Genomic DNA, 21,781 nt, shown 5'->3' on the forward strand with positions numbered 1-21,781 from the left:
TGGCGATAAATTCTGTTTTCTAGCAATCTCTATAATTTCTTAAATTTCTTTGTCTATACAGATTTTAGGCACAAAAAAGAGGCTGATTAATCAGCCTCTTGAATATTAATGATGTCTGCGTGCTAAGTCTTGGAAAGGCAAGCCACGGTCTTGAGCCCAGTTGCGCAAGTCTCCTGTCAGAATCAGGTCGGTGGTCTGAAGCTCTTGCCAGTCACGCGCACCTAGAAGTAGATAGAGTTGACGCAGTTGCTCCTGCCAAGCTCTGACCTTTTCAATGGTCGCATCAAGCCCTTTATTTTCCAGGTAGTGTAAGAAGAAACCGGCTAGCCCGACGGCTCTAGCTCCCATGGCAAGGGATTTGATAATATCAACCGGTTGATGAATCCCGCCACTAGCCAAAATCTCCAACTCGATTGGCGCCACTCGCGCTTCCAAGAGCGATTCCGCCGTCGTCTGGCCATATTGGTAGAGGGCTTGGAATTGAAGCGTCTCGTGCCGTTGGTCTTCAATCTGGATGAAATTAGTTCCACCCCGACCGCTGACATCCACTGTCTTCACACCGACTTCAGCCAAGCATCTTAAGGTTTGTTGACTCATACCGAAGCCTACTTCCTTAATGATGACCGGGCAATCCAGGCCATTGACTAAGCGCTCAATTTGCTTTAACCATTGGCTAAAATCGCGGTCTCCCTCAGGCATGACTACTTCTTGGGGCCGGTTGAGGTGGATCTGCAAAGCATTGGCCCCCATAGCCTCCAAGACTCGCTGAGCCGACTCAAGGCTGTGATGGGCCCCCAGATTAGCTAGGATAAACCCATCTGGATTGACCTGGCGCATCACTTGATAGCTAGTCGCCACTGTCGGATCCTTGACCATGGCACTAGCCGAACCAGCCGCTAACGCTAGCCCCGTCTCCCGCGCCACGATAGCGAGTTGCTCATTGTATTGGCCGGTTAACTTGGAACCACCCGTCATGGCATTGATGTAAAAAGGAAAGGCATGAGTGTGCCCTGCCCACTGAGTAGTCAGGTCAATCTCATCTTGGGACAGGAGCGCCAAGGGATGGTGGACAAAACGTAGTTGATCGAAGCAACTAGCGGTCTGAACCCCTGCCTGTTGGGCCAAGGCTAAGTGAAGATGGTCGGCCTTACGATGGGCCATTAAGTTTTCTTCTTGCATTAATTTCCTGCCTCCTCAGAGGGCCTTTGAGGCGCCCCTATCTCTAGTTCGACTAGGGTGATGCCGGCCGCCTGCCAAGCTGCCGCCAACTCTTTCTTGAGTCCTTGGCCTTGGCCGACCGCAATCCCGCAGTCTCCCCCTCCAGCCCCCGAGGATTTGGCCTCGAATTGATAGGCTTGAGCGATAGTCACCAGCTCTCGCAGGGCCGGCGTCTCAATAGAGAGGGTATTGTGTTTTTCAATTTGTAGTAGTAAATGTCGGTAGTCAGCCAGGCGCGATTGGATGGCTAAGCTGTCGCCAGTCTCAAAAGCTGTCTTGATGGCTTGGACTGTCTCCTTGGCCGAACTTAGAAATGCCTGATAGGCGGCACCAGACCGGTCCTGCCACTGGTCAATTAAGTTATCGGTAGAAGCTGGCACGCCAGTCCAGCCTACTAAGACCTCTAAATCCGCTGGCGCAGACATAGGCTGGATGACCAGGCTAGGCCAGTCTTGACTCAGCAGGGATAAGATTGAATGGTTTGCTAGGGCTTCTTGTAGCCAACCCCGATCTGGGGCCACATAGTAGAGCCAACCGCCATAGGCATTGACCGCTAAATCAGCCAGACTGCCCTTGGAACCTAGGCGCATCATAGCCATAGCAGCCAACTTATAGTGCATGAGCGGCGACTTAGCCACCAAGCCATAGAAAGCCAACAAAGCTTGGATGACCGCCACCGTCACTGCCCCACTAGAGCCAAAGCCGTATTTACGACCATTGTCTGCTAGCAGCTGACTGTCTATACTTAGGCGATAGTCTTGTAAAGGACGCCCCACTGCCTCTACTAAGTCTTCCACTATTTGCATAGCGGCTAGAACATAGCGCCACTGAGCCGAATCAGCCTCATAGAGATTTGCCCGCTCATAGTGCCAGTCTTCTAAACCTGGCAGATTAGACTGGAGCAGACCCCGTCCTGGCCAGGGGCTGATGCCCACTTGGCAATGCAAATACTGGCTAACTGCGAAGAGTATTGCCGGTTGGTCTGGGGCCAAGACAGCATACTCGCCTGCCAGGAAGAGTTTGCCGGGTGCCCAGCCCTGATTAGTCCCAAAATTCAATTCAGGTGCCAAATCAAAAAGCTCTAAAAGCTGATCCATTGCTTCCATGGCTGCCTCCTTCTTAGTCATTAATTGGATAAGGCGCGGGACCAGGATAGGCCACCGCCAATTGCTTGGAATCAAATTCGGTCATAAAACGATCGCGAATAGCCTCTGCTTGACTTGCTGGACAGAGAACCTTGACATTAGGTCCAGCGTCCATGGTGAAATAGGCGGTGAATCCTTCTTGCCGTAGTTGTCGTACCAAGTCCATGGCCTTAAGCGAATCCGCCTCCCAATAGCTAAAGCTTGGGTTGGCCGCAATCATGGTCGCATGCATCTTCATGGCATTGTGTTCAGCAATTTGGCCTACACTGGCTAAGTCATGGGCTAGAATAGCAGGTTGAATAGCAGCTAAATCCTTGGCGACTTCATCAGGCCACAAGGCATAAAAAGGCGATGTCTCCATGGTCAGGGCCATGCCTTGGCGGCTAGAAATCTTCTTGGTTCCTTTGTTGACCATAACGACTAGCATGGCTAAATCCCATTCGGCTGCCTCAAAAGGTTCAGCATAAGAAGAGTCGCTGTCCTCTCCCTGGCCCGCATGCCAAATAACGAAGCCACCAAAGAGACTACGGCTAGCAGAACCTGAACCCTGACGGGCAAGAATAGATAGTTGACGTTGGGATAAGTCCAGGCCTAAGGCGGCATTGGTCGCACAGGCCAAGGCTGCGTAGGCAGAGGCCGATGAAGCCAAGCCGGCTGCCGTCGGCACATGATTGGTGCTGGTCACCAGGGCTCGACAATCGGTCTGAGCGAAGGCCCGAAAGCGGTCTAGGAAGGCCGAGACTTTGGCTACTTGGCTAGTTTCTTGCTCCTGACCATCGAGAATAAAACGGTCATGGGCTAGCTGGGTATCAAAAGTCACTTGGGTATCGGTGTAGAAGGCATCTAAGGTCAGTGACAGCGAACTGGTCACTGGCAAGAAGAGGGCCTGGTCGCGTTTGCCCCAATACTTAATCAGGGCGATATTGGTATGGGCGCGATAGGTTGCGCTCCCTTTTGGCTGATTTGGCTGAATCATCGGGCTCCTCCTCTTTTTAAATGGCCATGGTCCAGGTGCGGCCGGCGCCTGCTTGACGCATGGCCTGGCTGATGGCCTCGGCCTGCTGGGCCTGGCTGGCTAGAGCAATGACACAGCCGCCCAAGCCCCCACCCGTTAACTTAGCACCTAGGGCGCCCGCTAACCAAGCGGATTTGACAATACTATCCAGCTCAGGGGTCGAAACCTTGAGCTGGTTGAGATAATAGTGGTTGTAAGTCATTAGACGACCCAAGGCCACCAAATCTCCTTGGCGAATGGCCTGTTGGGCTTGAATGGTGCATTCCCCAATAGCCGCCATGGTCTTCATGACCTGGTCAGGTCGGTCTTGCGCTAGCTGGGCTACTTGAGCGACAGCGCGTTTGGTTTGGCCTGCCTGGCCGCTATCGGCAATCACCAGATAGCCTCCTAAGTTCATTTGGAAGGCTTGCGGCGTGATGCCCTTACGATAGAGGGCTGGCTGCGTGGTAGAAGTCATTAAGGTATCCAAACCACTTGGCGCTCCGTGGGCCAAGACTTCAGCCTGGTTGACCATGTAGTGCAGCACTTCCTGAGTCAGACTGACCCCATAGTAATCAGCCAAAGCCCGGACTAGGGCAACCGCCACAGCGGCTGACGATCCCATGCCTCTTTCCTGAGGAATGTCGCTATCAATCCGAATATGGATAGCTGAAGCCTGCTCTTTAGGCGCGCAATGTTCCTGAGCCAAACTGATAGCAGCCTGAACATTCTGCAGTTCTTGTGGCGCATCTGCCAAAGGCCCCTTGTAGTAGCGGCAGGACAAATAGTCTGCCTGGTGTTGGGTCGGTGTTACCCGGACACGAATGGCCACAGCCGGTACCGGCAAGGCAATGGCTGGGTAATCGTAAACAACGGCATGCTCCCCCATAAGGATGACTTTACCGTGGGCGGTCCCCATACCTACTGGGCTGTCCGCTACTTGGCTTTTTATATTTAATTCTTTATGTTGATTTCCTAGCGTCTTTTTAGGCACAAAAAGGTCCCCTTTACGAGTCAATTCGTCATGTTCTATTGTAGCGCATCCCAGGAAAAAGTGGGATTTTTAGGGAAAGTTTTAAGCAATCTTAAACTTTCTTAGATTCTGTGGTAAAATAAGCCTAAGCATCCCCGTCAGGAGGTATCTCATGTCATTGGAAATGTTCACGCGCTACGCGCCCCAAGAGTGGCAAAAGCTCCACCAAGAGGGCCAACCTATACCCCAGGTCCATGAATTGGCTCGACTGGTCTCACTTAATGACCGCCTGTCTCAGGCAGATGTGGCCACCATCTACGCCCCTATGATTCATTATTTGGATATGATGATGACCTATCAACAAGCCTATCAGTCCGCCAAATATCAATTTCTGCAGGGCCAAAACCATCCCTCTCTCCAATCCCACCAGCCTTTTGTCATTGGGATTTCAGGGAGTGTCGCGGTCGGCAAGAGCACAACGGCCCGGGTCTTACATGAGCTGCTGAGCCGGACCTATCCAGAGCGCAAAGTCGCCCTGATGACAACTGACGGCTTTCTCTATCCTAACGCTGAATTAATTCGGCGTGGCATCCTAGGCCGCAAGGGTTTCCCAGATTCCTATGATATGCCTCGCCTCCTAGACTTCATGCAGCGTATCAAGACGCGTAAAGGGCCAGTTAGCTACCCTGTTTATTCCCACCAGGTCTATGATGTCTTAGTTGGACAAGAAGCCGTCATGGAAGATCCCGACATCCTGATTGTGGAAGGGATTAATGTCTTGCAACTGCCACAGAACCAGAAACTCTATGTCAGCGACTTCTTCGATGTCTCAATCTATATCGACGCTAATCCTGTCCATATTCAACGTTGGTACATGGAACGTTTCGAACTCTTACTGGACTTGGCCAAGCAAGATCCTCATAACTACTACTTCGAGCTGTCCCAAAAACCACGCGAACAAGCCCGGCAATATGCTAACGAGGCTTGGCAGACCATTAACCTAGTTAACTTAATTCAAAATATCGCCCCTACCCGTGAACGGGCGGACCTTATTCTGCATAAGGCCTCCAACCATCTGGTGGACAGCATTTATGTTAGAAATTACTAGAACTTCAACTAAACAAAAAAAGTCGCCACAAGTTAAACTTATGGCGACTTTTTATTTAAGTAATAGATTTAGAAATCTGCTGGCAACTTAGGCACAATCCCTAAGCCCTTGGTGCCATCACCCGTATGGGTACCAATTACGGGACCAATATTGGTATAGCTAAGGGGCATACCAGGATAGGCATCCTTCATCATTTCATCCAACACCTTTAAATCTTCTGGCGCACCCGCTTGGCCAATACCGACATGCACGCCTTGAGGGTAGCGTGTTTGCCATTCTGCCACTAGTTCCACCATGCGACGGTAAACCTTCTTGGTTGTACGGATTTTTTCAGTGACAGCAATCTTGCCTTCTTCAAAATGAAGCAAGGGACGAATCTGTAAGATATTACCCAAGATGGCACTGGAAGCCGACAGGCGGCCACCCTTAACCAAGTTATTGAGGTCCCCTACCATGAGGTAGACATCCGAATGACGAGCCGACCATTCTAGGCGACGACCCACTTGCTCTGCTGACAAACCTTGGTCAATCCAGTCTAAGGTTTCCTTGACTAAGATTTCCATGACCATGCAGGATGAGCCAGAGTCTACCGCATAAGCGTGCAATTTATCCTCATACTCGCTCAAGAGCATACGGGCAGTTTGATAGGTTCCGCTGATTTCACTGGAGAGGTGAATGGCATAGACCGTATCATAGCCAGCCGCTACTAATTGGTCCAAGAGGGCCAAGTAATCCCCTGGTTGGGGTTGAGAAGTTGTCGGTAATTGGCTTTCAGACTTGAGGCGGGTGTAAAATTCATTTAATAATTGCAGATCCGATGTATCCTTCATGACTGAGCCATCACTGAAATTAACCGACAAGGCAACTTGATAGACGTCTGGATGTTGGGCTAAGGCCTCTGATAAGTAGGCAGTAGAGTCAACAATCACAGCTGCTTTCATCAACATTCCTCCTTAATTCAAAAATACGCTCCAGAGGGATTATATCAAATATCGCGCCAAATGTCTTGCTATGTGGTAGAATAATGTGGAAAGGAGGCGCCCCAATGAACTATCTGACCATTGATCAAGCCAGTGTCCACGAAATCGAAATCAAGAAGTCCCGCTTCCTCTGCTATCTCTATCCGCTCCAGGATCCAGCCGACTTCCCACCCATCCTTGCCGCCTTGCGTAAGGAACATTACAAGGCTGCGCATCATTGTAGCGCCTATATTATCGGTCCTGATTCCCTAACCCAGAAAATGAGTGATGACGGTGAACCTGCGGGTACGGCCGGCGTTCCCATGCTGGAAGTTCTCAAGCAACGTCAGTTAACTAACCTAGCCGCCGTGGTAGTCCGCTATTTTGGCGGGATTAAGCTAGGGGCTGGGGGCCTCATTCGTGCCTATTCCAGTGCAGTCAGTGAAGCCTTGAATCAGGCTACTATTGTCGCTAACGTCAACCAGTTGCTAATTGCTTTAGAGCTGGGCTATAACCAAGTCGATTCCTTCCAGTATTTTCTGGACCATAGTGACTTGGATGTCACGGTTATGGACACCGAATATGCCGGCCAAGTCACCTATACTTTGGCTATCTATCAAGACCAAGCTGCGACCCTAGAAGCCCAACTACGCGACCGGTTCAATGGCCAAATAGGCTGGCTAGAACTAGGCGAGGAGACCGTCAATGTCCCCGTCAAACAAGTAGCCGAGCAAGATTAAAACATAATCAAAAGACCCGAGACAAGTGTCTCGGGTCTTTATGTCCTCTAAAACTTTTCGAAGAAGCTCTGCAACCAGTTAACTAAGGCGCCTTGCTTGAGGTTATCAGGCAAGACCTGGTTCACAACCGCCACATGCTGTTCAAAAGAGCGGTTCATGATTTTCTGGATTTCTCTCAGGCGCATATCGCGTCCTTGTCGTTCTGCCGTGGCAATTTGCTTGAGGACCTCAATATAACTGTAGGCCAGACTCAAAGTCAAACCAGAGGCAATCGCTCCTGTCACAGCGCCACCCGTTACTGTCCCCAAGCCAGGCAGGATCTTGAAGACAGATGATACCACGAGTTTACCTATCAAAGTCGTGCCACCGGTCCCACCTAAACCCATGACCAAGCTAATTAACTGGGATTTCTCTAGCGACACCCCGAAGATGGCCGATAGATGAGCCAACATGGTAATCTGCATGGGAACCAGAAGCGTTGCGTCCGCTACCGGAATTGGTAGAAACCCTACACCAAAGGCTGTCGTCACATAGGTTTGCGCCCAACTTCTAGCCTCTTTGACCTTTCTTGCCAAATCGACCTGTTGGGCGTTGATAAAAGCCCGGTGAACTGACTCCGGTACTAAACTCAGACTCAATTCCAGGAGCTCATTCAAACCATGAGGCGGAATCAGTGCCTGTTTAGGTAGGCTATAAGCCTTAGCCAGAATGGGCACAATCCCCTTAACTGGCAGGGCCATTGCCTGTAACTGATTAAGAAATTCCTGGTTACCTGGATCCAATTGTTGGGTCAAGACCAGAATAACCGGCACATACTGGGCCAAGGTCTTGATGATTTCTATTTCCATGGCTTCAATTCTAGCCATGGTCGAATTCAAGCAGTAGTAGACTACGTGGATTTTATTGCGCGGGTCGCCTTGACGTTTTTCAATCAGGAGATCCGACAAACTAGCTAAGACTTCCCGCTGAGATTCAGCTGTCAACTCCAGCCCCTTGGTATCATAGAGGGTCAGAGGCACGCTTTCCTTGGTAATGCGCACCAGCTGTTGAGTAATGGGGAGCCCGGCCCCAGTGCTTGCCAGATTTTCCCGGAAAAGGGCATTAATGAGCGTGGATTTACCACTCCCAGTTTTGCCCGCTACTAGGACATTGAGGGGCTGCATCTTGTCAACTTCAGTCTGGGTTTTGTTGAGTAACTCGTCCACCAGCTGGGTGTTGACCCGACGCTTGAAAAGTTGATTTAGTTGGCGCATAGGCCACCTCCTGGACTGACATTAGTCGTTGTTGCGACTAGATAGAATAATCAAACGGAGCAATTGTAAGGCCGTAGCACTAGCTGCCGCCACATAGGTTAAGGCTGCTGCATTAAGCACCTTGCGGGCAGCTGGCATTTCTTCTGGGGCCAAAAGTTGGTTTTGTTCCAAAATCTTAAGTGCCCGCGCACTCGCATCGAATTCCACTGGCAGGGTCACCACTTGGAAGACTAGGACCAGGGAGAAGAGAATAATCCCGAATTGGACCAAGCCCATCATTTGGAAGATAAAGCCGGCAATAATCACTGGCATGGCCGCTGCTGAACCAATTTGGGTCACAGGCACTAGGGCATTACGCAAACGGAGCGGGAAGTAGTTCTCAGCATCTTGAACTGCGTGGCCACATTCGTGAGCAGCAACCGCAACCGCTGCAACCGAAGTCTCCATATCGGTCGCATCAGACAGACGCAAGACCTTGTGACGGGAGTCATAGTGGTCAGTCAAATCACCTGAAACATGTTCGACTTGAACATTGTTAATTAGAGTTTGTTGCAGAATAGCTTGCGCCACTTGGCGACCGGTCGTGCCCTTGCTAGTTTCCCATTCACTGTATTTGCTGAAGGTGGATTTTACTTTCCATTGGGCATAACCAGCAAAAGCCATCCCGATAATGATTAAGAAGTAAGTTGGATCAAATAAATATCTCATGGATATCCCTCCATTATTTTCAAGTTATACCTTATTATATCAAGTTTAACGACCCTTGGCATCTTTTAGGCTGAGCCCTTTGGGAAAACTTAAGAAATCTACTCTCCACCAAGTCATGACAAATGTCACATCATGTCATGACAGGCGCTACTACTAGCCTCCGATTTCTTGGCCTATAATAAAACCATCAACAGCAAGGAGGGAACTATTATGAGTCTCATTAATGTAAAAGGTGCCGGCAAGACCATCAAGGGTCGCCCCATCTTACAAGATATCAACTTCTCGATTGAGGCTGGCGAATGCATCGCCCTCATTGGTCCTAATGGGGCCGGCAAAACCACTCTGATTGAACTCTTACTACATGACAAAATCCTCAGCCAAGGGTCCATTACCATTAAAGGGATGGCAGTGGGTAACCGCAAACTCAAAAGTACTATCGGTCTCCTACCTCAGACTAACGAACTCCCTAAAAACCTCAAGGTCAAAGAATTAATCAGCTTCTTCCAATCCATCTATGACTACCCTTTGACGCAGGAAGAAATTCAAGATATTTTGCGTTTCAGTCCAAGCCAATACAATCAGATGACCCAATCCTTATCCGGTGGTCAACGCCGCCTACTGGCCTTCGCCTTGACCTTGATTGGTCGTCCTTCCGTTCTCATACTAGACGAACCGACAGCTGCCATGGATACCTCGACTCGCCAACAATTCTGGGAAATTATCCATCGGATCAAAGAAACCGGGACCACCATTCTCTACTCTTCCCACTACATTGAAGAAGTCGAGCACACAGCCGAACGGATTCTAGTGCTCCACCAAGGCAAGCTCATTCGTGACACAACACCACACCGTATGCGATCAGAAGAATTAACCCAGTTCTTTACCGTCCCTGTGCGCTTCCAAGAACTATTGGCTAAGCGCCAAGACATTATGGAACTGAATGAAAACAGTGATAACCTGACCTTCCATACTAAGAATGGTGCTGAAGTCTGGACTGCCCTTAGCCAAGCGGGTTGCGCCTTCAGTGAATTAGAAGTCGCTCGCCGCACCTTACTCAATAGTATTTTCGAAACTACCCGAGACGACCAAGAAAGCGAGGTAAAATAAAATGAAAAACTTACGCGCCCTCATCAAGGTAGAGGCCTACTTTACATTACGCAATTGGCAAAGTTTAGTCATGGCCATCGGTATGCCCTTGGCTTTCTATCTTCTCTTCTCTGGCATTTATCAAATGGAGATGCCTTATAGCTACAGAGTCTTCATGATGATTTCTATGACGGCCTCCTCTCTACTAAGTTTCAACGTTTTCGCCCTACCCTATAATTTAACGGAAGACAAGCACTCCAATTGGCGGCGTTTTCTTCACCATTCACCGGTATCTGTGGTACAATATTACTTAGTAAAAGCCTTGCGCTTTGCCTTGCTCTATTCCCTCGCTATCGGCGTGGTCTTCGGCTTTGGTGGCTTAGTCCGCCAAATTACCCTACCTGCAGGCGACTATTTCATGGTTATCCTGATTCTCTTGGTCGGAATGATTCCCTTCTCCTTTATTGGGGCTCTCATCTCCTACTTGCCAAGCGAGGAAACTATCTCCATGGTTGGGAACATCGCCTTTATGGCTATGTCACTCTTAGGCGGCCTCTGGATGCCTTTAATGCTCTTCCCTCAATGGATGCAAAACCTAGCCAAATGGATTCCTAGCTACCACCTAATGCAAATCATCCAAAACTGGTATACTGACCGCATCTGGGCATGGGATTCTATTCTAGTTCTAATAGGCTATGGGCTCTTCTTCCTAGTCTTGATTGCCTTAGTGCAACGTAAAATTGAAGTAAAATAAGTCCTTTAGAAGGAGGGGCTATCGTGTTCCAACGTCTGAAAATTGCGATGAAACAGACCCACATCATGTTCTATATCAGTCTGGTCTTCATCCTATTCCCTATTATTGAATCCATCAACCAGTCCCCCATTAATTGGGGGCTTTTGGGCTTTACCTTTATCTTTTTAGTTTCCTATCTCTCCCTCTTATGGAGCCGAGACCAACGAATTATAACCCTGAGTTGGATTTATGCGGCAAGCTTTATCTGTTACTGTGCCCTTTACCTCAATCCTAACTTCATTTGGTTTCTCTTTTATTTGGGCAATGTCATGGCCTATTGTTTCCCTCGTTCTTCCCTCTTGTCCTGGCGTTGGTTAAGCATTTATGGCATCGCTCTAGGCATCTATCTCTATCACACTTGGCAGGGCTTGGGTCCCATTGAGTTATTCTATCTGGGCCTGCTGATTAGCTTCATCATTCTCTTTTCTATCGGTCAGCGCTTCGGCCGCTTGCGAGAGCTTATGCAGGAAAGAGAAGAAGCAAAAAACAAACAAATCAACCTACTTTTAGCTGAGAATGAACGTCATCGAATCCGGCGTGACCTCCACGATAACCTAGGCCATCTCTTCGCCACCTTGGCTGTTAAAAGCGAACTAGCCACTAGCCTGATGGACCGTCAAAAATATGAGGCCGCCCAAGAACACGTCAAGGATATTCACAACCTGACCCAGGAAGCGATGCACCAGGTGCGGGCCATCATCAACGACTTAGACCACCACGACTTGACTAACGAACTCATCCGGCTGCAAGAAATGTTAGAAATTTCTGGTATCCAGGTGGTCATTGATAACCAACTAGGTAACTTGTCCTTGACTCAAGACCAATCCTCCAGCCTAGCTTTGTGCCTACTAGAAGCCAGCAACAATATCATCAAGCATGCCCAAGCTAAGCATGTGCTAATCCGCCTCTGGCAGAACGACAATTTCCTCTGTGCCTTTGTAGAAGACGATGGGCAAGGTTTTGGACCCGTGCAAGAAGGTGAACTCCACACCATCTTAGATCGCCTGCAAATTCAAGGTGGACAGCTAAACATCCTCAGTCGTCGCCAACCTACCCAAATCCAACTTAAAATGCCCTACGAGAAAGGATAGGTGATTCCATGCGCCTCTTAATTGCAGAAGACCAAGCTATGCTTCGAGATGCCCTCTGTCAACTCCTAGAGCTGGAAGACCAAGTAGAAAGCGTCCATCCAGCCAAAAATGGCCAGGAAGCCATGGAAATTATAGGTAGCCAGACCATCGATATCGCCCTCTTAGACATTGAAATGCCCTACGCCAGTGGCTTAGATGTGCTAGAGTGGTCTAAGGCTCATCACCCTGAGGTTAAGGTCCTCATCTTCACCACCTTCAAGCGTCCCGGCTACTTCGAGCGCGCCCTCAAAGCCGATGTCGATGCCTTCGTCCTCAAGGAGCGACCTGTCCATGCCCTCATGGAAACCCTAAAAAACATCCTAGCGGGTAAGAAAGAATATGCGCCTGAGCTCGTTGATCGCCTTTTCACTCATCACAACCCCTTGACCCCACAGGAGCGCCAGCTCATGGCAGGCGTTAGAGAAGGTCTCTCCAACAAGGAGTTAGCCCAGGAGCTCCATCTATCAGAAGGCACCGTCCGCAACTACATGTCTACCGTTCTGCAAAAACTAAGCGCCAAAAACCGGGCGGATGCCATCCGTATCTGCCAAGAAAATGGTTGGTATTAAAAATTTCGCCAAAGAAAAAAGACTGAGAAGTTGATGCTTCTCAGTCTTTTACTTTGTCTTAGTCTTCTAAGTCCACGTTGTGGTATACGCGTTGAACGTCGTCATTGTCTTCTAAGACTTCAATCAAACGCTCAAATTTAGCTAAGTCGTCACCTGTTAAGGTCACTTCGTTTTGTGGTAAGAGGTCTAATTCTGCCACTTCAAACTCGCTAATCCCCATGGCTTCCAAAGCTGATTGAATGGCGTGGAAGTCATTAGGTTCGCCGTAAACGACAACAGACTCACCTTCTTGCGTTACTTCACGGACATCTACATCGGCTTCTAATAAGCCCATCATGATTTCGTCAGCATCTTGGCCAGCGATAACGAAGACAGCCGTCGCGTCGAAGAGGTAGCTAACAGACCCGCTGACACCCATGTTCCCGCCGTTCTTACCATAGGCCGCCCGCACATCACTGGCAGTCCGGTTAACGTTGTTAGTCAAGGCATCCACGATAATCATGGAACCATTTGGCCCGAAACCTTCGTAGCGGAGCTCTTGGAAGCTTTCGTCACCGCCACCTTTGGCTTTTTCGATGGCACGGTCAATGACATGCTTAGGCACATTATAGGTCTTAGCACGATCAATGACAAATTTCAATTTTTGGTTACTATGGGGATCTGGATCGCCTTGTTTAGCTGCTACGTAAATTTCAATCCCGAATTTTGCGTAGACCTTACTGTTATTGGCGTCCAACTTGGCTTTTTTTTCTTTGATGTTGGCCCATTTACGTCCCATTCTTTCACATCACTTTCTCTTAAGATATTACTATTATAAGGCTAAGCCCCCGCTATGGCAAGGTCTGACACTCATTTGCCTTGCCAGTGGGCAAGTAGGCTTTTAGTAGCCCCCGACCTTGCGAATGACTTTATAAACCTGGTTGGAAACCCAACGTCCTACTCGCGTATTCGCTGTTGTTAAGCGACCAAAGAACGCATAACGCAAGACTTTGAAGGCCTCAGGATTACGTTCCTGTAGGAAGTTCCAAAGGTCTTGGCGCTTAGCTATCGCTTCTGGTGTCCCAATACGATTGAGCAAGGCGCTAGAAATGCTGGTGACAATCTCCAAATGTTTAAGCAAATACTGGCGAATGCTAGGGTGTAGCGGCTGACTAAAGTCAACTGCTTCAATTAAAATTCGGTTAACTTTGAGTTGCTGGTCAATCCGCCCCATCATAACTCTTTCATTGACCGACTGGTCATCGCGGCCAATCAGGTAACGATAGAAGTCGACATCCAGATAATAGAGGCGCTGAACATGCTGAATCGGTTGATAGACAAAGACATTATCTACATAGAAGGTGTGTTCTGGCAAATTAAGGCCACAATCTCTCAACAGTTGGGTCCGATATATCAATGAATGCATCATGAGATACTCGCCTACTGAGAATGGCTTGACTTCGTCCCAGCCAAAGAACTGATTTATAGGCAAATTACGCTCGTAGCGAACCGTTCGCTTAGCGCCTTCTTCTCCTTGCTCATAAACATAATTAGTCAAGAGAACATCCACCTGGGTGTCCTCGGCTTCAAAATGCTCCAGAGTTGCCATGACCGCCACCAAAGCCGACTCATCCACCCAGTCGTCAGAGTCCACTACCTTGAAATATCGACCCGTCGCATGGGCTAGACCGGTATTAACCGCCCCACCATGCCCCTTGTTAGCCTGATGAATGGCCTTAACTTGGTCTGGGTAGCGACGCTGATAGTCTTGAGCAATGGTCAAGGTTTCATCCTTAGAGCCATCATCAATGACCAAGATTTCAATCTGGTCGCCTGCCGGCAAGAGGGACTCAATAGCCCGCCCCATATAGGCTGCGGAATTATATGAGGGGATTGCCACAGTTAGTAATTTCATTAAGTATTCTACCTTTCTAGTCGAAACATTGAAGTCAATGGCGCCTAGCCTTGGGCAGGCTTCTTGAAGAGGCGCTTGAGGCCAATACGGCCTTTTTTCTTATCTAAGACAGTGACTTCAACTTCCAAGATATCCCCCACAGCTACCGCTTCTGAAGGATGCTTGATGAATTTCTTGGATAATTTGGAAATATGAATCAGGCCATCTTGCTTGACCCCGATATCCACAAAGGCACCGAAGTCGACCACGTTGCGGACCACGCCTTGTAGTTGCATCCCAACTTCGAGATCGTCTAAGGACATGACATCTTCACGTAAAATCGGTGCTGGACCAGCGTCCCGGATATCATGTAGGGGATGCTTGAGGCCCTCAATAATATCTACAATGGTTGCCTGGCCTACTTCTAGCTCCTGAGCCAGTTGGGCTGGTTTAAGGGCACTTAAGGCCTCCACAGCATGATCAGAGCCAATCGCGTCTAGAGCTATACCTGCACGGTCCAGAATCATACGCGCCACTGCGTAACTCTCTGGGTGAATGCCGGTCTGATCAAGTGGATTTTTACCCCCGACAATCCGGAGGAAGCCAATGGCTTGCTCATAGGTTTTAGGCCCTAGGCGCTTAACATCCTTGATTTGTCGGCGGTCTTCAAAGCGACCTAACTCATCACGAAGGCTAATCAAGTTCTTAGCAGTCGTCGCGGTCAAACCCGATACGTGTTGCAAGAGGGAGACACTGGCTGTATTCACATCCACACCCACTCGGTTAACAGTGGTATTGACCACAAAGTCTAGTTCCTCGGTCAATTGCTTTTGAGCCACATCGTGCTGATACTGCCCCACACCAATGGACTTAGGATCTATCTTAATCAATTCAGCCAAAGGATCTTGCAGACGGCGAGCAATGGAAACCGCGCTCCGCTCTTCTACCTGATAATCCGGAAATTCTTGACGGGCTAGTTCGCTAGCTGAATAGACCGAAGCTCCCGCCTCGTTCACAATCATATATTTAACCGGTTGGTCCAAGGTCTTAATGACTTGAGCTACGAACTGCTCCGATTCTCGACTGGCCGTCCCATTCCCAATAGCAATGACTTCGACGCCATGAGCTTTAATCAAGTCCGCCAATTGGCCGCTAGCCGCTTGACGTTGGCGTTCACCTGCTGGTTTATGAGGGTAAATAACACCTTTATCTAAGACCTTACCGGTTTGGTTAACGACCGCTAGCTTACAGCCTGTACGGTAGGCAGGGTCCAAGCCCAGCACTGTCCGTCCCTTAAGAGGTGGCGTCAGGAGCAAATGCTTGAGGTTGTCACCAAAGACTTGGATGGCTTGCTTATCTGCCCGCTCAGTCGCTTCATTACGAAGTTCCCGTTCAATGGCTGGAAAGATGAAACGTTTGTAAGCATCTCGAATAGCCGCCTGCCCTAAGACACGCTTAGCTTCTGGGAGATTTTCAGCTAGGACATGCCGCTCCAAATAATTGAAGATTGGCGCTTCATCCACCTCAATAGATACGCTGATAACCTCTTCCTTCTCAGCTCGGTTGAGAGCTAAAGTCCGGTGCGCTGGTAGGTCGCTAAGTTTATTTTCGAAGTCATAATACATGGCGTAGACTTGGTTAGGGTCAGCCTCTTCCTTCTTAAGCTTGGTCTTGAGGATGGCATTATAACGCATGTATTTGCGGATAAATTCGCGGTAGGCAGCATTGTCTGACACCCATTGGGCCAGAATTTCATGGGCACCCGCTAGGGCAGCTGCCACATCCGAAACTTCTTCGTTAAGATAGCCAGCAGCGGTCTCTTCGACATCGCCTGCTTGCTCATTCAACAACCATTGAGCCAAAGGTTCCAAACCTTGTTCAATAGCCACCATGGCCTTAGTCCGACGCTTCTGCTTATAAGGTCGATAGAGATCTTCTACTTGCTGCAAGGTGCTAGCCGCTTCGATTTGCCCAGCTAGTTCTGGAGTCAGTTTTTCTTGCTCATCAATCAGACGCTTAACTTCTTCCTTACGCTCAGCCAATTGCGTGACATAACGATAGCGGGTCTCAATCTCGTGGATTTGGACTTCATCTAGGGCGCCTGTTTTTTCCTTACGATAGCGCGCAATAAAAGGAATGGTGTTACCTTCGGCCAAGAGCTCTAAGACAACACTGACCTTATCAACCGGCAACTTAAGTTCCTTAGCTACTTCTTGTACTTCATGTGTTAATGTTACTGTCATGATTTAATCGTCCACCTTTGGTGCGTCCGAAGGAACGCAGAATGTTTCGAGAATGGTCTCGTGATTGATTCGGACAGCCAATAGATGGCCACCGTATACCGCACCGCCATCAATGCCAATCAAATCACCCTCACGATGCCAAACATGATGAGTCTGGCCATCGTCATTCAGCCGGCCAATTGGGGTGTGGCCGAAGATAATTGGCCGTCCAGTCTTATTAGGCAGCGTATGGAAGGGTTCGCGAATCCAGACAAAATCGCGACGAGAAGAATCTTGCCACTGGTCGACTTCCGGATTAACCCCAGCATGTACAATGATGAAGTTGCCAAATTCTGTATAGAGGGGCAGGCTCTCCAACCAGGCTTGTAGCCACGGCTGAGTCTCCTTCAAGCAGTCAGACAGCAGCTGGCCAGATTGGTCTTCTAGCCTACTAGGCGTCGTCTCCAAAAATTCTGAGATGGTGGTCAAACCACCGTTACGTTTATAACGTCCAAAGTAGTTTTCTGGGTCCGTCAAGGTCTCCAATAACATATCCTCATGGTTACCACAGAGACAGATAGCGCCATGACTGGCTTGAAGCTCCCTTACTTTTTCAACCGTGGCCTTCGAATTCGGTCCTCGGTCAATCAAGTCTCCCACAAAGATTAGTTGTTGATCTTCTGGGCGCCAATGGGTCAATAGTTCTTCCAAAAGATGGTACATACCATGGATATCCCCGATAACAAATGCTTCCTGCTTGGTCAAGGCTATCGCCTCCTTCTCATTCAATCTTCTTCATTATAGCATAAAAGCCTTTAAAACACGATATCTAGCCCTGAAGCTCCTCGTTTATCAGACATTTTGTTACGAATTCTACACATTTTCATTCCACCCATCCTTGCAGTGTTCAAAAACACGAACATTCAATTTTTTTTGAAGGCAAATCCTCTTAGAACTAGTTTTATCTGCCACTGTCTATGCTATACTCAATTCTGTTCTATTAATCCAAACATTAGGAGGCTATTATTTTGGAACGTTTTTTCAAATTACGTGACCATGGAACAACCGTGGTAACTGAATTTATTGCAGGGATTACGACCTTCCTTGCCATGGCATATATTGTCTTTGTCAACCCGTCAATTCTGTCTCAAACCGGCATGCCTAGCCAGGCCGTCTTTCTCGCTACACTTTTTGCGGCAGCTAGCTCGACATTGGTGATGGGCCTTTTCGCTAATGTCCCTTACGCCTTGGCTCCAGGTATGGGCCTTAATGCCTTTTTCACCTTCACCGTCTGCTTCGGTCTAGGTTTCACTTGGCAAGAAGCCTTAGCCATGGTTTTCCTCTGCGGTGTCTTCAACATCCTGATTACCGTCACTAAAATCCGTAAGCTCTTAATTGTTTCCATCCCAGAATCCCTACAACATGCTATTTCTGCTGGTATTGGGGTCTTCATCGCCTACATCGGGGTGAAGAATGCAGGCTTCTTAAACTTTACAGCCTCTGGTTCTAGCATTCTTTCCGTTAATGGCGGTCCAGCTAGCGCTACCCAATATGCTGGCGGGGTTACTAATGTCGTAGCTGATTCCGGTATCGTCCCAGCCTTGGTCAACTTCACTCAGCCATCTGCTATTCTCGCTTTGATTGGCTTAGCTATCACTATTATCCTCATGGTCCGTCAAGTCAAAGGTGCCCTTCTCTTAGGGATTGTGATTACTACCGCCTTAGCCTTCCCAATGGGCTTAATTGACCTATCCAGTGCTAACCTAACACAAAATTCTCTTGGCAATGCCTTTGGGGAACTTGGCCAAACCTTCTTAGTTATCTTCCGTCCAGAAGGTCTTCCAGCTCTCTTCGCAGACTGGAGCCGTCTTCCATTAGTGTTGATGACTATCTTCGCCTTCAGTCTTTCTGATGTCTTCGACACCATCGGGACTTTCGTGGGAACTGGCCGTCGGACTGGCATCTTCTCCGCTGAAGATGAATTAGCCTTACAAAACAGCTCAGGCTTCAGCTCCAAAATGGACAAGGCCCTCTTTGGGGATTCAATCGGGACTTTGATTGGCGCCCTCTTCGGGACCTCTAACACCACCACCTATGTGGAATCTGCCGCAGGGATTGGTGTTGGGGGCCGAACTGGTCTTACTTCTGTTGTCACAGCCTTGCTATTCCTAGCAACCATGTTTATTGCACCTTTTGTCAGCCTAGTTCCATCTGTGGCCACTGCACCAGCCCTCATCATTGTTGGTGTCCTCATGATGGCTTCCTTCAGTGACCTCAACTGGACTGATTTTGCCGAGGCAGTGCCTGCCTTCTTCTCTTCCATCTTCATGGGCTTCTCCTACTCTATCTCTTACGGGATTGCAGCTGGTTTTATTACCTACGCTATCGTGAAAGTAACGCAAGGCAAGGCCAAGGAAATCCACGCCCTCTTGTGGGTCTCCATCGCCCTCTTCGTACTTAACTTCATTATTTTAGCTGTTATCTAATAGCAGCTAATCACTAGCAGAGACTCTGTCTCTGCTTTTTTGCTATAATCAAAACCGCCCGTGACAACGGGCGGTTTGCTCTGCGGCTGGAAGCCTATGCTACCGGCCACGGCCTAAAGGCCTACTGAATCGGTTTCCCTCCTGCACCACTTTCCCTCGCTAGCTCTCAAAGAGCTCCACTTACTTTCTCCGATACTTTTCTCCCGTGAAAGGATCTGTCACTTCGAACAAACTCAGTTGTTCTGCTACCTGGTCCTCACGAACTTGATTCCGAATGTATTCTTCTATCTTCTCCTTGTTTCGGCCTACTGTATCCACGAAGTAGCCTCGACACCAAAACTTGCGGTTCCCATAACGGTACTTTAAATTGGCGTATCGATCAAATATCATCAGACTACTTTTTCCTTTCAGATACCCCATAAAGCTTGAAACACTTAGTTTTGGTGGGATACTGACTAACATATGAACGTGGTCTTTGCAGGCATTTGCTTCATGGATAATGACGCCCTTACGCTCGCATAATTCACGGATAATTCTGCCAATCGTTGCCTTGTACTTCCCATATATGATTTGCCGTCGATACTTAGGCGCGAACACGATATGATACTTACAATTCCAACTTGTGTGTGCTAAACTATCATTGTCCTTTTTCATAAGGATACCTCCCTGGTTCTTTTTGTGTGGTCGGGAAACCTACACTAAGTTTACCACTTGGGAGGTCTTTTTGCTTACCTCGCTGTAAGCTCTCCGGAACCACCAGCATTGCTGGTGGTTTTCTCCATACAAAAAAAACTGAGACCTACGGTCTCAGTCGCTTATGCTTATTGTAACCAAGTAAAGTGCTGGTAATGGCTATTGATTTGCTCCCAATCTTCCGGGCCAAAATGAGCCAGAGCCTCTTTCATTAAAGTGGCTAAATCGGTCTTCGACAAGGTCTTCATTTGGTCGCTTGAGAACATATGATAGTCGCCCCCACCGCAGGCGCGGTATTGTGTCAGAGCTAGGGTATAAGTAGCATCTAAGTCCAGCTCTTGGCCCTTGCGCTCATCCACGATACTTACCACCCGTTGCCCTACCGGCTGAGTCAAATCTACTGTGGTCATCAAGCCACTGAAAACATCAAAGTTATAATGCTTAGGCTTAGGTGCAATGTAACTTGGATTAATGGCCTTACGCCCATCCTGGTCTAGCACTAGATAGTTGAGATCAAACTCCAAGGCATCCTTGATTGTCTGACCACTTACCTCAACAGTCGCAATTAAATTATAGTAGGGATAACTAGCTAGCAGAATTTCATTGGTAATAGGCCCATGGAAATCTTTAAAGGCCTCATTAACTAGGGCAATGGCGCTAAAGTCAGCCCCTGTTTCCCGCAATTGCAATTGGTTAAGGAACTCAATATAAGGATGCCCGTAGATACGTGCTTCAAAAGCATCCTGAGTAACAGGTAAAAGAGGCGCCTCTCCTAGGACCTGATTCAACCAAGCCGCCCCTTGGCTAAGCTCTGGCTCCATGACCTCGCGTACCGCCCGACTTGGGCTAGTTTGGCTGGTTTCGTGCAAGCTCGCTTGACCAGAAACAACTCGATGGTCTTGATCCAAGTCTAAAGTAACTTCTGCTACATACTGGCCAGCAAAGCCTGGTTGCACTACCCAAGTCTGTCCTACTTGTTGGCAAATCAAACGGTGTTGGTGGCCTGTTAAGAGCACATCAAGGCCGGGAATCCCTTGCAGCATCTCAGCCCCGCGGTTTTCGCCCGTCAACGCTTCTAGGGGCTCGAAACTATCCAAATCCCGTTCAAAACCACCATGATAAGCCAAGATTAAGACATCTACCTGAGATCTGATTTGCTCAGCATATTTCTTGGCCACTTGATAGGCATCGAGGAAGGCTAGCCCCTCATAATGCGCTGGCAATTCCCAGTGAGGAATATACTCAGTTGTCACTCCAATAATCCCAATCCGGATGCCGTCACGTTCAGTAATGACATAAGGCTGACCGAGTGCTGGTTGCCCTGTCTCCCGCCAGACAATATTGGCACACAGAATGGGTGCCTCTAGTTTTTTCAGGATATTATCGCGATAGTCTTGGCCGAAGTTGAATTCGTGATTACCAATTAACTGATAGTCGTAGCCGATTTTATTCATAGCACGAGCAAAGACGCTCCCGTCTCCCACTTCCTGCTTGCAGTAAGTAGCGAAGGAAGAACCCTGTATAAAGTCTCCTAAATCAATCGTTAGGACAGGATGTTTAGCCTCTTCTTTCAATTTTTCAATAGTTGCTGCTGTGTTGAGCAATGAGCGCTCAGCATTTTCTGGTGCTTTGAGCCAGAAACCATGTGTGTCACTGGTCATCAAGATGGATAATTGCTGCATAGTTTGCCTCCTTAGTCTTAGCCTTCCTATTATACAGCATCCCGCCACCCCTCTCAAGTAGCGCAATAAAGTCAAAATAAAAAAAGGAAAAGACCAAGAGGTCTCCAGCCCCTCAAGGTCTTTTCCCAAGTCAGTCAAGAAAACGAGCG

General features: G+C 48.5%; 20 protein-coding genes. 7 read left to right on the plus strand and 13 right to left on the minus strand.

Going from position 1 to position 21,781, the window contains the following annotated elements:
• Positions 1 to 105 precede the first annotated feature (105 nt).
• Genes fni through mvk form a run of 4 tightly spaced genes read right to left on the minus strand, consistent with a single transcriptional unit; the run spans position 106 to position 4,351 of the window.
• Positions 106 to 1,179, minus strand: a complete 1,074-nt coding sequence (gene fni, locus GCWU000182_RS07485; RefSeq protein WP_023392216.1) for a type 2 isopentenyl-diphosphate Delta-isomerase — start codon at positions 1,177 to 1,179, stop codon at positions 106 to 108.
• On the minus strand, positions 1,179 to 2,324 hold the full coding sequence (locus GCWU000182_RS07490) for a phosphomevalonate kinase (RefSeq protein WP_051372955.1): 1,146 nt from the start codon (positions 2,322 to 2,324) through the stop codon (positions 1,179 to 1,181). The genes fni and GCWU000182_RS07490 overlap by 1 nt, the downstream gene beginning before the upstream one ends.
• Before the next feature lie 13 nt (positions 2,325 to 2,337).
• Positions 2,338 to 3,339 carry a diphosphomevalonate decarboxylase gene (gene mvaD, locus GCWU000182_RS07495; RefSeq protein WP_023392218.1) on the minus strand — a complete coding sequence of 334 codons (1,002 nt, stop codon included), beginning with the start codon at positions 3,337 to 3,339 and terminating at the stop codon, positions 2,338 to 2,340.
• Positions 3,340 to 3,355: 16 nt separating this feature from the next.
• A complete protein-coding gene (mvk, locus tag GCWU000182_RS07500) occupies positions 3,356 to 4,351 on the minus strand; it encodes a mevalonate kinase (protein WP_246269767.1) in 996 nt (331 codons plus the stop codon).
• 151 nt (positions 4,352 to 4,502) lie between these two features.
• On the opposite strand from mvk, the gene coaA reads away from it, so the two are divergent.
• Positions 4,503 to 5,438: a type I pantothenate kinase gene (gene coaA, locus GCWU000182_RS07505; RefSeq protein ID WP_023392220.1), complete on the plus strand. Its 936-nt coding sequence runs from the start codon at positions 4,503 to 4,505 to the stop codon at positions 5,436 to 5,438.
• Between the two features lie 68 nt (positions 5,439 to 5,506).
• Here coaA and GCWU000182_RS07510 read toward each other — a convergent pair whose 3' ends face one another.
• On the minus strand, positions 5,507 to 6,379 hold the full coding sequence (locus GCWU000182_RS07510; RefSeq protein ID WP_051372956.1) for a DegV family protein: 873 nt from the start codon (positions 6,377 to 6,379) through the stop codon (positions 5,507 to 5,509).
• Between the two features lie 104 nt (positions 6,380 to 6,483).
• Here GCWU000182_RS07510 and GCWU000182_RS07515 point away from each other — a divergent pair, with 104 nt between their 5' ends.
• Complete coding sequence (locus tag GCWU000182_RS07515) at positions 6,484 to 7,137, plus strand: YigZ family protein (RefSeq protein ID WP_035364771.1); 654 nt, start codon at positions 6,484 to 6,486, stop codon at positions 7,135 to 7,137.
• A gap of 47 nt (positions 7,138 to 7,184) precedes the next feature.
• On the opposite strand, the gene GCWU000182_RS07520 is transcribed toward GCWU000182_RS07515, so the two are convergent.
• Entirely contained in the window at positions 7,185 to 8,390 is a 1,206-nt protein-coding gene (locus tag GCWU000182_RS07520; protein ID WP_023392223.1) for a YcjF family protein, read from the minus strand.
• A 21-nt stretch (positions 8,391 to 8,411) separates the two neighbouring features.
• On the minus strand, positions 8,412 to 9,098 hold the full coding sequence (locus GCWU000182_RS07525) for a zinc metallopeptidase (RefSeq protein WP_023392224.1): 687 nt from the start codon (positions 9,096 to 9,098) through the stop codon (positions 8,412 to 8,414).
• A gap of 210 nt (positions 9,099 to 9,308) precedes the next feature.
• On the opposite strand from GCWU000182_RS07525, the gene GCWU000182_RS07530 reads away from it, so the two are divergent.
• Genes GCWU000182_RS07530 through GCWU000182_RS07545 form a run of 4 tightly spaced genes read left to right on the plus strand, consistent with a single transcriptional unit; the run spans position 9,309 to position 12,676 of the window.
• Complete coding sequence (locus GCWU000182_RS07530; protein WP_035364773.1) at positions 9,309 to 10,205, plus strand: ABC transporter ATP-binding protein; 897 nt, start codon at positions 9,309 to 9,311, stop codon at positions 10,203 to 10,205.
• A 1-nt stretch (position 10,206) separates the two neighbouring features.
• Positions 10,207 to 10,938, plus strand: coding sequence for an ABC transporter permease (locus tag GCWU000182_RS07535; RefSeq protein ID WP_023392226.1), 732 nt, complete (start codon positions 10,207 to 10,209; stop codon positions 10,936 to 10,938).
• Positions 10,939 to 10,961: 23 nt separating this feature from the next.
• Positions 10,962 to 12,068, plus strand: a complete 1,107-nt coding sequence (locus GCWU000182_RS07540) for a sensor histidine kinase (RefSeq protein WP_051372957.1) — start codon at positions 10,962 to 10,964, stop codon at positions 12,066 to 12,068.
• Between the two features lie 8 nt (positions 12,069 to 12,076).
• Entirely contained in the window at positions 12,077 to 12,676 is a 600-nt protein-coding gene (locus tag GCWU000182_RS07545) for a response regulator transcription factor (protein WP_023392228.1), read from the plus strand.
• A 58-nt stretch (positions 12,677 to 12,734) separates the two neighbouring features.
• On the opposite strand, the gene GCWU000182_RS07550 is transcribed toward GCWU000182_RS07545, so the two are convergent.
• The 4 genes from GCWU000182_RS07550 to GCWU000182_RS07565 all read right to left on the minus strand — a co-directional run bounded on the left by GCWU000182_RS07550 (position 12,735) and on the right by GCWU000182_RS07565 (position 17,536).
• On the minus strand, positions 12,735 to 13,454 hold the full coding sequence (locus GCWU000182_RS07550; RefSeq protein ID WP_023392229.1) for a YebC/PmpR family DNA-binding transcriptional regulator: 720 nt from the start codon (positions 13,452 to 13,454) through the stop codon (positions 12,735 to 12,737).
• Positions 13,455 to 13,556: 102 nt separating this feature from the next.
• Positions 13,557 to 14,570, minus strand: a complete 1,014-nt coding sequence (locus tag GCWU000182_RS07555) for a glycosyltransferase family 2 protein (RefSeq protein WP_023392231.1) — start codon at positions 14,568 to 14,570, stop codon at positions 13,557 to 13,559.
• 44 nt (positions 14,571 to 14,614) lie between these two features.
• On the minus strand, positions 14,615 to 16,792 hold the full coding sequence (locus GCWU000182_RS07560) for a Tex family protein (RefSeq protein ID WP_023392232.1): 2,178 nt from the start codon (positions 16,790 to 16,792) through the stop codon (positions 14,615 to 14,617).
• A gap of 3 nt (positions 16,793 to 16,795) precedes the next feature.
• Positions 16,796 to 17,536: a metallophosphoesterase family protein gene (locus GCWU000182_RS07565; protein ID WP_035364774.1), complete on the minus strand. Its 741-nt coding sequence runs from the start codon at positions 17,534 to 17,536 to the stop codon at positions 16,796 to 16,798.
• 263 nt (positions 17,537 to 17,799) lie between these two features.
• Between GCWU000182_RS07565 and GCWU000182_RS07570 the strand changes: the two genes are divergently transcribed.
• On the plus strand, positions 17,800 to 19,257 hold the full coding sequence (locus tag GCWU000182_RS07570) for an NCS2 family permease (protein ID WP_035364775.1): 1,458 nt from the start codon (positions 17,800 to 17,802) through the stop codon (positions 19,255 to 19,257).
• A 180-nt stretch (positions 19,258 to 19,437) separates the two neighbouring features.
• Here the strand turns inward: GCWU000182_RS07570 and tnpA are convergent, their stop codons facing one another.
• Positions 19,438 to 19,911 (minus strand): IS200/IS605 family transposase, encoded by a 474-nt coding sequence (gene tnpA, locus GCWU000182_RS07575; RefSeq protein WP_023391268.1) that lies wholly within the window; start codon positions 19,909 to 19,911, stop codon positions 19,438 to 19,440.
• A 167-nt stretch (positions 19,912 to 20,078) separates the two neighbouring features.
• A complete protein-coding gene (locus GCWU000182_RS07580) occupies positions 20,079 to 21,632 on the minus strand; it encodes a bifunctional metallophosphatase/5'-nucleotidase (RefSeq protein ID WP_035364777.1) in 1,554 nt (517 codons plus the stop codon).
• Positions 21,633 to 21,781 lie beyond the last annotated feature (149 nt).

Origin of the sequence: Abiotrophia defectiva ATCC 49176 (assembly GCF_000160075.2) — a bacterium.
In the GTDB taxonomy this organism is placed as follows: Bacteria; Bacillota; Bacilli; order Lactobacillales; family Aerococcaceae; genus Abiotrophia; species Abiotrophia defectiva.

Coding starts and splice junctions, on each gene's coding strand:
- coaA (WP_023392220.1), top strand. CDS start 4,503: ATGTCATTGGAAATGTTCACGCGCTACGCGCCCCAAGAGTGGCAAAAG.
- tnpA (WP_023391268.1), bottom strand. CDS start 19,911: ATGAAAAAGGACAATGATAGTTTAGCACACACAAGTTGGAATTGTAAG.
- GCWU000182_RS07515 (WP_035364771.1), top strand. CDS start 6,484: ATGAACTATCTGACCATTGATCAAGCCAGTGTCCACGAAATCGAAATC.
- GCWU000182_RS07555 (WP_023392231.1), bottom strand. CDS start 14,570: ATGAAATTACTAACTGTGGCAATCCCCTCATATAATTCCGCAGCCTAT.
- GCWU000182_RS07550 (WP_023392229.1), bottom strand. CDS start 13,454: ATGGGACGTAAATGGGCCAACATCAAAGAAAAAAAAGCCAAGTTGGAC.
- GCWU000182_RS07560 (WP_023392232.1), bottom strand. CDS start 16,792: ATGACAGTAACATTAACACATGAAGTACAAGAAGTAGCTAAGGAACTT.
- GCWU000182_RS07490 (WP_051372955.1), bottom strand. CDS start 2,324: ATGGAAGCAATGGATCAGCTTTTAGAGCTTTTTGATTTGGCACCTGAA.
- GCWU000182_RS07520 (WP_023392223.1), bottom strand. CDS start 8,390: ATGCGCCAACTAAATCAACTTTTCAAGCGTCGGGTCAACACCCAGCTG.
- GCWU000182_RS07525 (WP_023392224.1), bottom strand. CDS start 9,098: ATGAGATATTTATTTGATCCAACTTACTTCTTAATCATTATCGGGATG.
- GCWU000182_RS07510 (WP_051372956.1), bottom strand. CDS start 6,379: ATGAAAGCAGCTGTGATTGTTGACTCTACTGCCTACTTATCAGAGGCC.
- fni (WP_023392216.1), bottom strand. CDS start 1,179: ATGCAAGAAGAAAACTTAATGGCCCATCGTAAGGCCGACCATCTTCAC.
- GCWU000182_RS07530 (WP_035364773.1), top strand. CDS start 9,309: ATGAGTCTCATTAATGTAAAAGGTGCCGGCAAGACCATCAAGGGTCGC.
- GCWU000182_RS07535 (WP_023392226.1), top strand. CDS start 10,207: ATGAAAAACTTACGCGCCCTCATCAAGGTAGAGGCCTACTTTACATTA.
- GCWU000182_RS07545 (WP_023392228.1), top strand. CDS start 12,077: ATGCGCCTCTTAATTGCAGAAGACCAAGCTATGCTTCGAGATGCCCTC.
- GCWU000182_RS07580 (WP_035364777.1), bottom strand. CDS start 21,632: ATGCAGCAATTATCCATCTTGATGACCAGTGACACACATGGTTTCTGG.
- mvaD (WP_023392218.1), bottom strand. CDS start 3,339: ATGATTCAGCCAAATCAGCCAAAAGGGAGCGCAACCTATCGCGCCCAT.